Source organism: Conyzicola sp., from assembly GCF_057073975.1.
Map to the genome: position 1 here is coordinate 1 of NZ_JBXMIS010000006.1, position 13,804 is coordinate 13,804.

Sequence of the window (13,804 nt, forward strand, 5' to 3'; positions counted from 1 at the left end):
TGTTCCTGTTCCACGGGCGAGACGACGAGATCGTGCCAGTGCAGCACCTCGAGCTCTTCGCGAAGGCGTTCCCTGCCGCGACGGCGAGGGTGGTCGACGGGGTGGGGCACGACCTCGGCAACGACGCGTCAGTGGTCGCGCGGGGCATCCGGTCGATCGCCTAGCGCGGCCGACCCGTCACCAGCCGGTATGCAGCAGGTGCTGCACCACGATCGCGAACACGACCTGGGCTGCGAACCCATACCGACGCCAGCGAACGTCGAGCAGGCCCGTCGCCACGAGCAGCCACGGCACGAAGGGCAGCCAGATGCGCTCGACCTCGGCCTTGCTCATGCCGGAGACGTCGGCGATGGCGACCGTGGCAATGGCGGCGACGGTGAGCAGCACGACGGGTCGGGACATGATCGTTCGCAGCGGTCTCGAGTCGCGGACGGCCGTGGCCACGGAGGCGCCGACGAGCGGGCCGGCACTGAACACCAGAGCGGCAAGGTTTCCCCAGATCCAGTACCAGTAGGGGCGGCTGCTCGCGATGCCGTCCCAGTAGCGCTCGACGAGCACGGGGTACGCCTCCCACCAGGCGAAGCCGGCGAGCGCGAAGGCAGCGACGACGGCGACCGCGGCGACCGCGGCGAACGGCAGCGGCGCCCAGTTGCGGGCAATGACGAGGATCGCGACGGCGAGCACCCCGAGCAGCGGAAGGCCGTAGGACAGCATGACGCAGTACCCGAGAAGCAGCCCGGCTGCGATGCTCCATCCGGCAATCGCGACCCGCCGCGACGAGGTCGCGGCCACCGCGAGACAGCACAGCCCCCACGCGGCCACCGCGCCGAAGACCGCGTCGGCCGATACCGCCATCCAGATCGCAGCCGGTCCCATGACGAGGAACGGCGCTGCCGCCCTGGCGAATTGCTCGCTCGCCAGACGGCGAACGGTCAGGAGCACGGCCACCGGTGTCGTCGCCGCGATGACGATGACGGCGAGGCCGGCGCACAGCCCGCTGCCGAGCCCGAGTTTCACGAGCCCGACGAAGAACAGCAGCGCGCCCGCGGGATGGCCGGCGATGTGCACTGGCCAGTTGTCGACCGAGTCGAGGGGAATGCGCGAGACGTACTCGTGGAACGTGGCGCTGACATCCGTCACGCTGCGAGCTGTTCGCAGGTACTCGTACTGGGTGTCGAGGATGTGGCCGATGCCGTTGAGTCCGTCAACGGTCGCGAGACTGAGCATCCACGCGAGCGCGACGAGGAAGCTGCCGATGAGCAGCCAGCGCCACCGCACACCGAGGGCCAGTCGCGGGGCGAACACGATCGCGAGGGCGGCGAGCACAAGGGTGGGAACCGTGCCGGGACCGACCCGCGGAGCCCATTCGGCGTGCAACGGGGGAAACCACCGAACGTAGACGTTCTGCCCGAAGAGCACGGGAACGAGCATCGCGAGGATGACCAGCCCAACCGCGACGGCCACACCGATCCACGGTGTCCGCGGCCGGCGATCGATCACCGGGTGCACGCGAACTCCGCGAAGACGCGTCCGCCCCGCTCCCACTGCTGCACGAGACGCAGTCCAGCGATCGTGGCGTATCGCACGAGTCCTTCGATTCCCACTTCGGCCCAGGGGAACGGCAGGCTCGACCTGCCGAGGTCGTCGACGACGACGGCGTCGAACACCCGATCGCGGCTCGAGTCGGGGTGCGCCTCGACGAGCACCCTGCCCTCCGTGTCGCCGAGCACGAGCTCGGCACACCGGGCCAGGAGCGCCGCAGGATCGCCGCCGATGCCGATATTGCCATCGATGATGAGCGCGGTGCCCCACGTTCCCTCGGCGGGAAGAGTCTGGAAGATCGACCGGCAGAGCACAGGCAGACCGTGCTCCTGGGCGATGCGCACCGCGACACCAGAAGCGTCGATGCCGAGAGCGAGGTGGCCACCGAGGATGGCGGCCCGCACGAGGCGGCCGGGGCCGCACCCGAGGTCGAGAACGGGGCCGTGGGCGTGCGTGAGGGCATGTGCGTCGTGCTCGTCGGCATCCGCGAGGAACTTCGACACGTCGAGCCTAACCGGGTCGCTCGCGCTGTCCTGCTCGACGAGGTGCAGCACGCGATCGGAGTCGCGAAGCGCGAGGTCGTATGGCTCCTTGGCGCCGCTGCCGAAGAACCGGCGGGGCGGGGAGGGAGCGGAGGCGGTCACGGTCTCGACTCTAGGCAGGCGAGGTGTGGTTGTCGCCGGTAGAGATCTTACGAAACGCACACGACCGGGGCGCGGAGTGCGCAATGGCTGTGCAACAACACCTGACGAACCTACTGTGGGGACTGTGAGCACACCTCTGCCCGTTGCGCGGCGCAACAGCGACCTGGCCGATCGGCGCGTGCTCATCGTCGAGGATGACCCGACGGTGCTCGAGGTCGCGACCACCTATCTGCAGGCGGCAGGGTTCATCGTCGACACCGCGACCGACGGGTTCGCCGCTATCGACGCGGCGGCGCGCCTGTCTCCCGACCTCATCCTGCTCGATCGGATGCTGCCCGGCATCGACGGAACAGACGTCTGCCGCCGCATTCGCGCCTCGAGCAGCGTTCCCATTATCCTGCTCACGGCGCTCGGGTCGACGGAGGATCGCATCGACGGCTTGGAGGCTGGCGCCGACGACTACCTGCCCAAGCCGTTCTCCCCGCGCGAGCTCGTGCTGCGGGTGCAGTCGATCCTGCGGCGCAGCGTCAGCGAGTACGCCCCGGAGCTCGCTTTCGAGTTGGGCGAGTTCGCTCTCGACCCCTCGGCACGGGTCATCACCAAGAACGGCGCAGAGCTGGCGCTCTCTACTCGCGAATACGAGCTGTTCTCCTTCTTCCTCAAGCACCCCCGTCGGGCCTTCAGCCGCGAGGAGCTCCTTCGCTCGGTGTGGCACTGGGAGTTCGGCGACCTGTCGACGGTCACTGTCACCGTTCGCCGGGTGCGCGAGAAGATCGAGCGCGACCCCACCACCCCCGAGATCCTCTCGACGGTCTGGGGGGTCGGCTACCGACTCAACATCGAGGTGCCCCAGTGATCTCCTTCTACGATCTGGCTGTCATCGCCGCCATCTCCCTGGGCTGCGCACTGGTAATCGGAGCACTCGGCCTGCTCGTGCTGCGACTGGCGCGACGATCGTCGATGCTCATGCAGCTCATCGTGATCGTGCTCGCCGCGATCCTCTCGGTCGCCGCGGGCATGGTCGCTGTAGCCCAGGCGATGTACATCTCCGCGCACGACCTCGTCGTGACCGTGTGGGTCGCTGGTGTATCCGCACTCGTGTCACTGGCGATCGCCGCCATCCTCGGTCGCACCTTCACCCGCAGCAGCAACCGGGTGCGCCTTCTTGCTCAGGCGCTCGGCGAGGGAAAGCGCATCGACACGGATGCCGCACCGCACGGCACCGGCGAACTCGGCGCCCTGGCGAGCGAGCTGGCTCTCACCAGCCGCAAGCTCGCCGAGGCGCGTGACGAGGTCGCCACCATCGATGCCTCCCGCCGCGAGCTCGTCGCCTGGATCTCCCACGACCTCCGCACGCCGCTGGCCGGCCTGCGCGCAATGGCCGAGGCGCTCGAAGACGAGCTTGCCGAGGACCCACAGCGCTTCCACCGGCAGATGAGGTCGCAGGTCGACCGGCTCTCGGTGATGGTCGACGACCTGTTCGAGCTCTCGAAGATCCACTCCGGAACTCTGTCGCTGAGCATGGAGCCCGTCTCGCTCTACGACCTCGTGAGCGACGCGGTCGCCGAGCTGGGCGCGCTCGCGACCTCCCGGTCCATCCGGCTCATCGAGACCGGGGGATCCGACCACACGATCGTCGGCGACCCGCGTGAGCTCGCACGGGTCATCGGCAACCTGCTCATCAACGCCATCGAGCACTCGCCCTCCGGAAGCCAGATCTCGGTGAGCACGTCGCGGGCGGACAACGGCGACGTGGTGCTCACCGTGGAGGACTCCGGCGGGGGAATTCCGGAGAAGGACCTCGCCAAGGTCTTCGATGCGGGGTGGAAGGCGACCTCCGCGCGCACGCCGGAGCAGGTGTGGGGGCGCTCCCCGGGCGCCGGCCTCGGGCTCGCGATCGTGCAGGGCATCGTCGAGGCACACTCCGGCGGAATCAGTGTGCAGAACATCCCGGGCGGCTGCCGGTTCGACGTGCGGCTGCCCAGCGTCGCCTCCTAGGCGGCAACTGTCTCCGGGTCGTCACATTTCCCCGGGCGGGTCGCCGTGCACGGCGTCCTAGATTGGCAGTCGACGGGAGGTTTCGCGTGTACGTTCTGAAGTGGCGAATCCATCGCCTGCTGCATCAGGCGCGGCACAGTCTCGCCGCCCCGTCGCGCAATCCGCGCATGGCCGTCGTTATCGGGCGGCTGCTCGCTGCCGCCTTCCTTCTGTGCTTCGGCACGGGGCTGTTCAGCCACTTCCTGCAGGACCCGGCGCCGTGGATGGTGTTCTCGACCCGACCGATCTGGCTCTACCAGGTGACCCAGGGCATCCACATCACCTCGGGTATCGCCGCGTTCCCCCTGCTGTTCGCGAAGCTGTACACCGTCTTCCCTGAGCTGTTCCAGTCGCCGCCGGTGCGGTCGTTCGCCCACTTTCTCGAGCGGGCATCCATCGCCCTGTTCGTCGCGGCGTCGCTCGTCGAGATCACCATCGGGCTGCTCAACACCTACCAGTTCTACGCGCTCTTTCCGTTCTCGTTCCGGCACACCCACTTCGTGCTCTCATTCGTGGTTGTCGGGTCGCTCGCCATCCACATCGGCGTCAAGCTCGGCACCATCACCAGATACTGGCGCCGCAGCGACGCGTACGACGCCGAGGGCGACCTCGTCATCCACGAACCGGATGCCGATGCCGAGCTCGAGGTGTTCGACGAGTACCGGCGACTGACCGGCAAGCATCAGTCGGCCGGGGTGACCGGTCGCATCGCGGCGTGGATCGACAGCGATCCGGGTGCGCGTCCGTCGAGGGAGCGCACGCAACTCAGTCGGCGCGGATTCCTCGCCACAACGGGTGTCGCCGTCGCCGCTCTCGTCTCCCTCACGGCAGGGCAGTCGTTCCGCGTGCTCGACGGGGTCAACGTCTTCGGTGCGCGCAAGAACGACGTCGGCCCGCAGGGGCTGCCGGTGAACCGCACCGCCAGGGCGGCCGATGTCGAGCAGAGCGCGACCGCGGCCGACTGGCGCCTGACCGTCGTCAACGGGGTGACCGAGCGCAGCCTCGACTACGCCGAGCTGCGGGCGCTGCCGCAGCACGAGGCCGTGCTGCCCATCGCGTGCGTCGAGGGCTGGAGCCAATATGCGAGCTGGCGGGGGGTGCGGGTCAAAGACCTGCTTAGCCTCGTTGGCGCTCGCGATGACGCCGACATTCGTGTCATCAGCCTGCAGACGAACAGCATGTACGGCAGAACGAGCATGCAGTCCGAGTTCGTGCAAGACGACCTCACGCTCGTCGCGCTCGAGGTCGACGGGCAGACTCTCGATCTCGACCACGGGTACCCCGCCCGCATCATCGCCCCGGCCCGACCCGGGGTGCTGCAGACCAAGTGGCTCAGCCGGCTGGAGGTGGTCTGATGACGGCGATCCAGCGCTGGCAGGTCGCACTCATCGCGACGGGGGTGGTGCTGCTTCTCGTCGCCGCCGGAGCGCTGCTCTCAGAGGTTCCTCCGAACCGGTATCCCGGCATCGCCGTGTGGCTGCTCGGTGCCCTCGTCATCCACGACGGGATCGGGGCGATCGGCGTCGCGGCCGCGAGCATTCTGCTGCGGCGCGTCACGCGTATCCCATTCGCCGTCGTCGTGATCGTGCGGAGCGCCGCTGCCATCGCCGTCATCGTCACGGTGGTGGTTCTTCCCGAGATCGTGAAGAAGGCGGTCGGCACGGCCAACCCGAGCATCCTCCCCCTCGACTACGCGGCGAACCTGCTGGCCTTCTACGCCGGGCTGGCTGTGGTCACCGCGGCGGTAAGCGGAGCGTATCTCGTGGCGGCGCGAGTTCACCGAGATCGCGAAGCAGCCGCGCGAACCGAGTAGCCGGGGCCAGCGCGGCCACTGTGCGGGCATCGTCGATGGTGTCGACGTCGTCGAGGGCAGCCAGCATCCCAACCGTCAGTCCGGCAGATCGAAGCCGCTCCAGCTGGATGCCGCCGGTGCGGTCGGTCGACATCGGCACGCCACGAATGAGGTCGCCCCGCGGCTCGCGCAAGCCGAGTGCCCAGAATCCGCCGTCGGTCGCCGGACCGAACCACGCGTCGACCTCCCACGTCGCGAAGGCCGGTGCGACGTGCTCTGCCGTGACCTGGGGGGTGTCCATGCCGATGAGCAGCATCGGCTCGTTTACCGCGTCGAAGATAGCGGCGAGACGTTCGTCGAGGCCGCCGTTGGTCTGGAGAACCAGCTCGTAGCCATCCGATGCGGCGGGGGCGTTGCTGCCCTCGAACAGCAGGATGCGCCGCGAGGCGGGAACACTCGCCATGGCACGCAGGGTGTCGTCGATCGCAGCCGCCGCGATCTGCGCCGCCTGCTCCAGCGACAGAGGCGGATGCAGCCTGGTCTTAGCCCTGCCCGGCAGCGGTTCCTTCGCGATGACGACGAGCGCGGTCACGAGCGGTCCGCTGCCAGAAGGCGTGACATGTCGCTGATGGCGGTGATGGTTCCGCGCACCGTGCCGGTCACCTTGGAGCGACCGACCCGAGGTGCGTAGGGCACGTCGGTCTCGAGGATGCGCCACCCGGCGCGGTGTGCGCGCAGCACCATCTCGAGGGGATAGCCGCTGCGTCGGTCCTGCAGATCGAGTGCGAGGAGCCCCTCGCGTCGGGCCGCGCGCATCGGCCCGAGGTCGTGCAGCCGGAGGCCGGTAGCTCGGCGCATGAGGGTCGACAGTCCGCGGTTCGCCAGGCGCGCGTGCAGCGGCCACGCGCTCGCCCGTGTCGGACGACGTCGGCCGAGCACGAGGTCGGCGGAGCCGTCGACGACGAGGCCGACAATGCGTGGCAGGTCTGCTGGGTCCATCGACGAGTCGGCGTCGCAGAACGCGACGACGGGTGCGGTCGCGGCGAGGAGGCCAGCGTGCGCGGCGGATCCGAAGCCGCGACGTGGCTCCGTCACAACGGTGGCGCCGAGCCTGCGGGCGACAGCCGCGGAGTCGTCCGTCGACCCGTTGTCGACGACGATGGCGCGGTATCCCTCAGGGAGGCGCGAGAGCACGAAGGGGAGGGCCGCTGCCTCATTGAGGCACGGCAGCACTACGTCGACCGTCGCAGTCACCGCACGGCCTCCCTCAGCGGGGCGGTGCGAAACTCCCGCATGCCGTCGTCGAACGAGACGGCAGGTGCCCAGCCGAGCTCGTCGCGCAGTCGCTGCGAGGACGCGGTGATGTGCCGCACGTCGCCGAGGCGGTACTCACCGGTGATGAGTGGCGGTACGTCGCTGAGCGCGCGGGCCAGGTCGCCGATCGTGCGCACCTCGCCGCTGCCGACGTTGAAGGGGCGGACGGTGCCGGCGGGCTCCGCGCCCGTCCAGCGCAGCGCGGCCAGGTTCGCCGATGCCACGTCGCGAACGTGAACGAAGTCGCGTCGCTGCCCGCCGTCCTCGAAAACCCGTGGCACCTCGCCGCGCTCGAGAGCCGAGCGGAACAGCGAGGCGACGCCGGCATACGGGGTGTTCTGCGGCATGCCCGGGCCGTAGACGTTGTGGTACCTCAGGGCCGCGCTCACCCCGCCTGTCGTCCGCGCCCACGCGCTCGCAAGGTGCTCCTGCGCGAGCTTCGTCGCGGCGTAGACATTGCGGGGGTCGAGGGCCGCGTCCTCGTCGATGAGCTCTGGCACCAGCACGGTGCCGTCATCGTCGCGAGGATCGAAGACGCCGTTGTCGAGGTCCGCGACCCGTCGGGCTGCGGGCCGAGCTGGTCCGTTCGGCCCGGAGTACGCGCCCTCGCCGTAGACGACCATGGAACTAGCCAGTACCAGCCGGCGTACGCCAGCGTCAGCCATGGCTGCCAGCAGCACCGCGGTGCCCAAGTCGTTCGAGCCGACGTAGTCGGGGGCGTCGCGGAAGTCGACGCCGAGGCCGACCTTCGCCGCCTGGTGCACGACCACGTCGACACCGTCGACCGCGCTGCGCACGGCGGTCTCGTCACGCACATCGCCGACGACGAGCTCGCCGCGGTCGGCCGACGAGGCATCACCATGGACGTCGGCCCGCAGGGAATCGAGCACCCGCACCTCGGCACCACTCGCGAGCAGCTGCTGCACGACCGCGCCGCCGATGAAGCCGGCGCCGCCGGTGACGAGCACCCTCACAGCGGCTGCCGCGCGAGAACAGCGTCGATGGCAGATCGCTCGATGAGCTCACGCGGGGTGTAGTCGGCGGGGATTGCCGCGGTGATAGCGGTGACCGCGTCGATGATGCGCGGCTGGGCGTCCCGCAGTCGGGCGAAGACGAGCTCGGCGCTGACGGCCCCGTCCGACGGAGTCGCGTCGTTGTCGGTGACGTAGGCGAGGGTGACGGTGCCGATGCCGAGCTCTGCGGCGAGGGGAACCTCCGGGTACAGCGTCATGTTGACGAGGTGGGCGCCTGCCGCCCGAAACCACTCCGATTCGGCCCGGGTCGAGAACCGCGGACCCTGGATGACGACGACAGTGCCCGAAGCGATCACCTCGTCATCGAGCACGTCGGTGGCGATCGCGCGCAGGGTTGGGCAGAAGGGGTCGGCCGACGCCAGGTGCTGCACGGATCCCTCGTCGAAGAAGGTGTCGTGACGACCTGTGGTGCGATCGATGTACTGGTCGGCCAGCACGAGCGAGCCGACCGGGTGCGCCGGGCTCACCGCGCCGACGGCAGCGGTCGAGACGATCGCCCGCACTCCCACCCGGGCGAGAGCCCAGATGTTCGCCCGGTAGTTGATGAGGTGCGGTGCGACAGAGTGCGTGGAGCCGTGCCGAGGGAGGAAGGCCACCCGCGTCTCACCGAGAGTGCCGAAGGCGAGTTCGACGGGGCCGTAGGGCGTGGCGACGATCGTGGTCTCCTCCGCGCCGGAGAAGAGCTGGTAAAGACCGGATCCGCCGATGACGGCGATAGAGGCGGAGGGCGTCGTCATCCACCCAGTCTCGTCGCTGGTGATCGTGCGGGCGGCGCTGAGTGCACGCTGTCAGTGAATCGTAATTTTGTCACCGTGCCTGCCGCGTCGATGTGAGCCGGTTCGGAACCTTCCGACCTGGCGGTCAGTTTCTCGTCAGAGCCTGTGCCAGCATCACGATGATGCCGCTGGGGCCTCGAACGTAGGTGAGCTTGTAGACATCCTGATAGTTCGCGACGCCGCGCAGCGGGAAGCAGCCGTGCTTCGCGGCGATCGCGAGCGACGCGTCGATGTCGTCGACGGAGAAGGCGACCCGGTGCATCCCGATCTCGTTGGGCAGGGTCGGCTCTGTCTCGATCGCGTCGGGGTGGATGTACTCGAAGAGCTCGAGCTGCCCGTGCCCGTCGGGGGTCTGCAGGATCGCGATCTTGGCGTGGTTGCCATCGAGGTCGACGGCGGTGTCTGCCCACTCGCCACTGATCGTGTCGCGCCCGACGACGGTCAGGCCGAGGTCGGTGAAGAAGGCGATGGCCTCCTCGATGTCGCGTACAGCGATGCCGACGTTCTCGAGCTTGATGGGCATGGTCTCGATGGTACTCAGGGCGACAAGATCAGCCCAGAGACGCATAGACCGCGGGCCGAATGGATGACACGGTCGATTCATGAGCCCGAGAGTTGTTCGCGTACTGGCGGTCGTCGTGGCACTCGCGCTCGGCCTATCCGGGTGTTCACTTTTTCCCTCCCCGCCGGACGGGCTGATCGCAGCGGCCGACGTCTACGCCGCCGAGGTGCGGGCGCTTCCGGGGGTTTCACATGCGGAGGCTCGCGTCACGGCGGTCGATCCGAAGGACAGGCCTGACGAGTGGCGCGTCAACCTCGACGTCACGGCAGCCTCCGCTGACGGGCTCAAGTCTGTTGCCGATGGGGTGTGGAGCATCCAGCCTCCAGCGGGAGCGGTGGCCGATGTCACTCTGCGATTCCCCGAAGCATTGGGAATGGCGCCGGTCTCCCTCGGCGATCCGAGCAGCGCTGTCGCCGACCGCGCCCGAACGTTGCGCGTGCTGCCGTTCGTCGAGTCCGTCGCTATTTCAGGCACAGAGGTCAGCCTTCAGCTGGCCGACGGGACGCGATTGGATGACGCGGCCGCGGCCATTCGCGCGAGTGACGTTCTCGCCTCCGATTCCTACGATTCGGTGCGTGTCGGTTTCTCGATCGATCGAGTGGCCGTAGATGTCTCGTTGGCCGGGCCGTCAGCCGCCGTGATCAGCGAGCTTGAGATCCTCGCGAGTGACCCCGGCGTTCACCGCGTCCGTTCGGTCGAACCGACACAACGGGATCCGCGGCCACGACTATCGGTGCAGTCCTCCGAGCCCGCTCGGGTGAGCGCCACACTGGCAGGGCTACGCGGGGACGACGTCGAGCGGCGGCCGCGGACGGCGTTCGTGGTCGAGGGCGACGCGACCTCGGTCTCGGGATTCGTCGGGCTCCCTCTCGGCACCGCTGAACCAGACGACCTGCCCCTGGCTCTCGACGGAAGGGCGCCCACCAGTCCGTCGGTGCTTGCCGCTCACCTAGCTGCAGATTCCGCAGCGTTGACTGACTTCCTTCTTGCCACTGCCGACGCGTCGAGTGCTCCCGGCTCCCCGGAGGTGCACCTGGTGCCGTGTGCGACCGCAGGCCTCTCGCGAGCGGAGGGCACTCTGTTGTTGAGCGTGTTCGAGGTGGGAGACACGGCCACTCCGGCCTACGACTCGATTACAGCGGTCTGGGAGAGGGGTGGATTCACCCACTCCGATCAGGCGACCGGCACCGCTATCTACACGTCGACCGTCACCCGGGGAGTGGTTCAGGCATCCATCCGCGGAACCACGGAGGGGATTCAGGTCACCGCGTTCACTGGGTGCCGCGGGTAGTCAGCCGCGCGTGCCGCGATCGTGCACGGTCACGAGGTAGCCGTCGAGGTCCTGGAAGACGAAGGTCGTGCCGAAGGGTCCGTCGAACGGGGGCGTGGCGATGACCGCGCCGGATGCGGCGATGGTGTCGTGAAGGGCGGCGGCATCCGGGTCATGCAGCCACAGGGCGACGCCGAGTCCCGCCGGGCCCGCGTCGAGGTCGACGCCAGGGGCCGGCTCGCGCACCGCGAAGGTCGGCTGGGTGTCGAAGACGACGGCGTGCGGCGGCGAGACGGGGGCGCGGGTGAGTCCGACGACGGTCTCGTAGAAGGCGGCGGCCTTCTCGAGGTCGCGTACCTGCAGGGCGATGAAGTCTGGTCCGGTGACGGCCACGGTGGTTCTCCTAATGTCAGTTTCCTTACATACCGCGTATGTCAGAATACTGACATGAGCAACACGTCACCACCGATCGGCTACCTGCTGAAGCAGGCGCAGTCGCTGCTGCACCTGCGAATGGAGGAGGCGCTGAAGCCGCTCGACCTGACGGTGTCGCACTACTCGTGCCTCTTTCACCTGCGACTCGAGCCAGGCATCTCGGCCTCAGAGCTCGCCCGGCGCACCTTCGTCACGCGGCAGTCGATGAACGTGATGCTGCAGCAGCTGGTGGATCGCGGGTTGGTGGTGCGGCCCATCGTCGCCGAGACCGCGCGTGCGTTGCCGGCCGAACTCACCGCCGACGGGTCGCGGGCGCTGGATGAGGCTCAGGTGCTCGTAGACGAGGTCGAGCATTGGATGCTGGCCGGGTTGACGGCGGGGGAGCGCAATGCCCTGGGGAGCGGGCTTGCATCGGTGATTCGGTCGCTTAACGGCTGACCTCGGGGAGCGGGCTTTGCCAGCGCTGGTTTCTTGCCGGGCTTGCAAGGCGGGGTTCTCGTCATTCGATCAACGAGTCCCTGCCCATGCGGGCTCCGGCAGAAATCGACACATCTGTGTCGATTTCTGGCGGAGCCCCCTGTCGGATTCGAACCGACGACCCCCGCTTTACAAGAGCGGTGCTCTGGCCAACTGAGCTAAGGGGGCGAAACCCCTCAATAATAGACGGGATGGATGCCGCCCCGAGATCGCGCAGAGTGCTGCCCCTCGCTGTGGCGGGTGCCGTCTCGTGCGGGCTCGGCATCGCGGTGCAGTCTCGCATCAACGGACAGCTCGGCGCCGAACTGGAGGACGGCTATATCGCAGCCCTCATCTCCTTCGGCAGCGGCCTTGTCATCCTGCTTCTCGGCATGCTGCTCATGAAGAAGGGCCGCGTCGGCATCGGGCGGGTGCGCGACGCGATCACGAGCGGGCAGATTCCGTGGTGGTACACGATCGGCGGGGTCTCTGGGGCGTTCTTCGTGCTGACGCAGGGGCTCGCATCCGCTGCCCTCGGGGTCGCGCTGTTCTCGATCGGCATCGTCTGCGGGCAGACGGTGAGCGGGGTGGTCATCGACCGGATCGGCCTCGGCACCCACGAGCCGCGTGCCATCAACGCGCAGCGCGTCGTCGGCTCGCTGCTCGCGCTCGCGGCGGTGGCGATCGCCGGCTCATCCCAGCTCGGCGGGGGCACGAGCCAGTGGCTGTTCGTGCTGCCGTTCCTCTCCGGGCTCGCGCTGGCCTGGCAGCAGGCGGTCAACGGGCAGATCCGCGTGGTGGCGGGGTCGGTGCTCACCGCGACCTTCGGCAACTTCCTCGTCGGCACCGTGGTGCTGCTCGTCGCCGCGATCGTGCACGCGCTCGTGGTCGGGGTTCCGGAGGCTTTCCCCACCAACCCGGTGCTCTACGCGGGTGGGGCACTCGGCATCGTCTTCATCGCCCTCGGCACGGTCGTCGTCGGCATCACGGGCGTGCTGCTGCTGACGCTCGGCACCATCAGCGGGCAGCTGCTCGGGTCGCTCGTGCTCGACATCGTGGTTCCGGTGGCCGGCCACGGCATCCAGTGGACGACCCTCGTCGGCATCGCCCTCGCCCTCGTCGCCGTCGTGATCGTCGCGACCGCCGGACGCCCTACAAAGACGTCAGGAACCGCGACGCGTTGAACTTGTGCTTCTTCTCTGCCTTGATCTTCTCGATGCCGCCGACGTAGAGCCAGCCGAGCAGCTCCTCATCGGGCCCGAGCTCGTGCATGCGGTGCACGGCGCCGTGGCGGGTGTGCCCGCCGGTGCGCCACATGACGCCCCAGCCCGCCTCATCGAGCAGCAGCGACAGCAGGTGCGCGACGCCAGAGGCCACCGCCTCCTGCTCCCACCGCGGCACCTTGAAGCTCGGCTTGTAGCTTGCGACGACGGCGATGAGCAGGGATGCCCGCAGCGGCTTCGCGGCCAGCTTGGCCGCATCCTTTCCCTCGAGCCCGCTCGCTTCGACGAAGGCTGCGCCGAGGCGCTCGCGGGCGTCGCCACGCAGCTCGATAAGACGCCACGGCTTGAGGTCGCCGTGGTCGGCGACGGTCGCCGCGGCCTCGATGAGGGGCAGCAGCTGCTCGCGGGTCGGTGCGTCAGCCGTCACGCTCGAGCGGGAGCGGCGACGCAGCGCGGCATCGCGCGCGGTCACTCGGCTGGCTCTTCTTTGAACTCCAGCGAGAGGGAGTTCATGCAGTAGCGGTCGCCGGTCGGGGTGCCGAAGCCGTCGTCGAACACGTGGCCGAGGTGCGAGCCGCAGTTAGCGCAGCGCACCTCGGTGCGGGTCATGCCGAGGGTGGTGTCTTCGAGAAGCTCAACCGCATCCGGGTTGATCGACTCGTAGAAGCTCGGCCAGCCGCAGTTGGAGTCGAACTTGGTGCCGCTCTTGAACAGCTCGT

The 13,804-nt window shown here is 68.6% G+C and carries 17 protein-coding genes and 1 tRNA gene; 7 read left to right on the forward strand and 11 right to left on the reverse strand.

The window, feature by feature from the left end:
* Positions 1 to 177: 177 nt before the first annotated feature.
* A complete protein-coding gene (locus tag AC14A7_RS00395) occupies positions 178 to 1,464 on the reverse strand; it encodes a hypothetical protein (RefSeq protein ID WP_484005874.1) in 1,287 nt (428 codons plus the stop codon).
* A gap of 32 nt (positions 1,465 to 1,496) precedes the next feature.
* The gene (locus AC14A7_RS00400) at positions 1,497 to 2,186 is read right to left on the reverse strand and encodes a class I SAM-dependent methyltransferase (protein ID WP_484005876.1); all 690 of its coding nucleotides are present in this window, start codon (positions 2,184 to 2,186) and stop codon (positions 1,497 to 1,499) included.
* A gap of 124 nt (positions 2,187 to 2,310) precedes the next feature.
* Between AC14A7_RS00400 and AC14A7_RS00405 the strand changes: the two genes are divergently transcribed.
* From AC14A7_RS00405 to AC14A7_RS00420, 4 genes are all read left to right on the forward strand, one after another.
* The gene (locus tag AC14A7_RS00405) at positions 2,311 to 3,042 is read left to right on the forward strand and encodes a response regulator transcription factor (protein WP_484005877.1); all 732 of its coding nucleotides are present in this window, start codon (positions 2,311 to 2,313) and stop codon (positions 3,040 to 3,042) included.
* Entirely contained in the window at positions 3,039 to 4,184 is a 1,146-nt protein-coding gene (locus tag AC14A7_RS00410; RefSeq protein ID WP_484005879.1) for a sensor histidine kinase, read from the forward strand. Before AC14A7_RS00405 ends, AC14A7_RS00410 begins: the two co-directional genes overlap by 4 nt.
* 86 nt (positions 4,185 to 4,270) lie before the next feature.
* Entirely contained in the window at positions 4,271 to 5,578 is a 1,308-nt protein-coding gene (locus tag AC14A7_RS00415; protein ID WP_484005881.1) for a molybdopterin-dependent oxidoreductase, read from the forward strand.
* Entirely contained in the window at positions 5,578 to 6,036 is a 459-nt protein-coding gene (locus tag AC14A7_RS00420) for a hypothetical protein (RefSeq protein ID WP_484005882.1), read from the forward strand. The genes AC14A7_RS00415 and AC14A7_RS00420 overlap by 1 nt, the downstream gene beginning before the upstream one ends.
* Here AC14A7_RS00420 and AC14A7_RS00425 read toward each other — a convergent pair.
* The 5 genes from AC14A7_RS00425 to AC14A7_RS00445 form a co-directional block, all read right to left on the reverse strand.
* Positions 5,957 to 6,607: a TIGR04282 family arsenosugar biosynthesis glycosyltransferase gene (locus AC14A7_RS00425; RefSeq protein ID WP_484005884.1), complete on the reverse strand. Its 651-nt coding sequence runs from the start codon at positions 6,605 to 6,607 to the stop codon at positions 5,957 to 5,959. The genes AC14A7_RS00420 and AC14A7_RS00425 overlap by 80 nt on opposite strands.
* Positions 6,604 to 7,269, reverse strand: a complete 666-nt coding sequence (locus AC14A7_RS00430) for a glycosyltransferase family 2 protein (RefSeq protein WP_484005886.1) — start codon at positions 7,267 to 7,269, stop codon at positions 6,604 to 6,606. Before AC14A7_RS00430 ends, AC14A7_RS00425 begins: the two co-directional genes overlap by 4 nt.
* On the reverse strand, positions 7,266 to 8,303 hold the full coding sequence (locus AC14A7_RS00435; protein ID WP_484005888.1) for an NAD-dependent epimerase/dehydratase family protein: 1,038 nt from the start codon (positions 8,301 to 8,303) through the stop codon (positions 7,266 to 7,268). Before AC14A7_RS00435 ends, AC14A7_RS00430 begins: the two co-directional genes overlap by 4 nt.
* Entirely contained in the window at positions 8,300 to 9,100 is an 801-nt protein-coding gene (locus AC14A7_RS00440) for an MTAP family purine nucleoside phosphorylase (RefSeq protein ID WP_484005889.1), read from the reverse strand. Before AC14A7_RS00440 ends, AC14A7_RS00435 begins: the two co-directional genes overlap by 4 nt.
* Positions 9,101 to 9,224: 124 nt before the next feature.
* The gene (locus AC14A7_RS00445; protein ID WP_484005890.1) at positions 9,225 to 9,662 is read right to left on the reverse strand and encodes a VOC family protein; all 438 of its coding nucleotides are present in this window, start codon (positions 9,660 to 9,662) and stop codon (positions 9,225 to 9,227) included.
* A 79-nt stretch (positions 9,663 to 9,741) separates the two neighbouring features.
* On the opposite strand from AC14A7_RS00445, the gene AC14A7_RS00450 reads away from it, so the two are divergent.
* Positions 9,742 to 10,992 (forward strand): hypothetical protein, encoded by a 1,251-nt coding sequence (locus tag AC14A7_RS00450; protein ID WP_484005891.1) that lies wholly within the window; start codon positions 9,742 to 9,744, stop codon positions 10,990 to 10,992.
* On the opposite strand, the gene AC14A7_RS00455 is transcribed toward AC14A7_RS00450, so the two are convergent.
* Positions 10,993 to 11,364, reverse strand: a complete 372-nt coding sequence (locus AC14A7_RS00455; protein ID WP_484005893.1) for a VOC family protein — start codon at positions 11,362 to 11,364, stop codon at positions 10,993 to 10,995. It lies immediately after the preceding gene.
* Between the two features lie 54 nt (positions 11,365 to 11,418).
* Between AC14A7_RS00455 and AC14A7_RS00460 the strand changes: the two genes are divergently transcribed.
* Positions 11,419 to 11,844 (forward strand): MarR family winged helix-turn-helix transcriptional regulator, encoded by a 426-nt coding sequence (locus AC14A7_RS00460; RefSeq protein WP_484005895.1) that lies wholly within the window; start codon positions 11,419 to 11,421, stop codon positions 11,842 to 11,844.
* A 133-nt stretch (positions 11,845 to 11,977) separates the two neighbouring features.
* On the opposite strand, the gene AC14A7_RS00465 is transcribed toward AC14A7_RS00460, so the two are convergent.
* Positions 11,978 to 12,051: transfer RNA gene (locus AC14A7_RS00465), tRNA-Thr, on the reverse strand.
* A 23-nt stretch (positions 12,052 to 12,074) separates the two neighbouring features.
* On the opposite strand from AC14A7_RS00465, the gene AC14A7_RS00470 reads away from it, so the two are divergent.
* Positions 12,075 to 13,046 (forward strand): DMT family transporter, encoded by a 972-nt coding sequence (locus AC14A7_RS00470; RefSeq protein ID WP_484005897.1) that lies wholly within the window; start codon positions 12,075 to 12,077, stop codon positions 13,044 to 13,046.
* Here the strand turns inward: AC14A7_RS00470 and AC14A7_RS00475 are convergent.
* Together AC14A7_RS00475 and msrB are read right to left on the reverse strand one after the other, a co-directional pair.
* Positions 13,015 to 13,557 carry a nitroreductase family protein gene (locus AC14A7_RS00475; protein ID WP_484005898.1) on the reverse strand — a complete coding sequence of 181 codons (543 nt, stop codon included), beginning with the start codon at positions 13,555 to 13,557 and terminating at the stop codon, positions 13,015 to 13,017. The two genes, AC14A7_RS00470 and AC14A7_RS00475, sit on opposite strands and share 32 nt — an antisense overlap.
* Positions 13,554 to 13,804, reverse strand: a 251-nt coding sequence (gene msrB / locus AC14A7_RS00480; protein ID WP_484005900.1) for a peptide-methionine (R)-S-oxide reductase MsrB, incomplete at its 5' end; no start/stop codon positions are given. The genes AC14A7_RS00475 and msrB, both read right to left, overlap by 4 nt.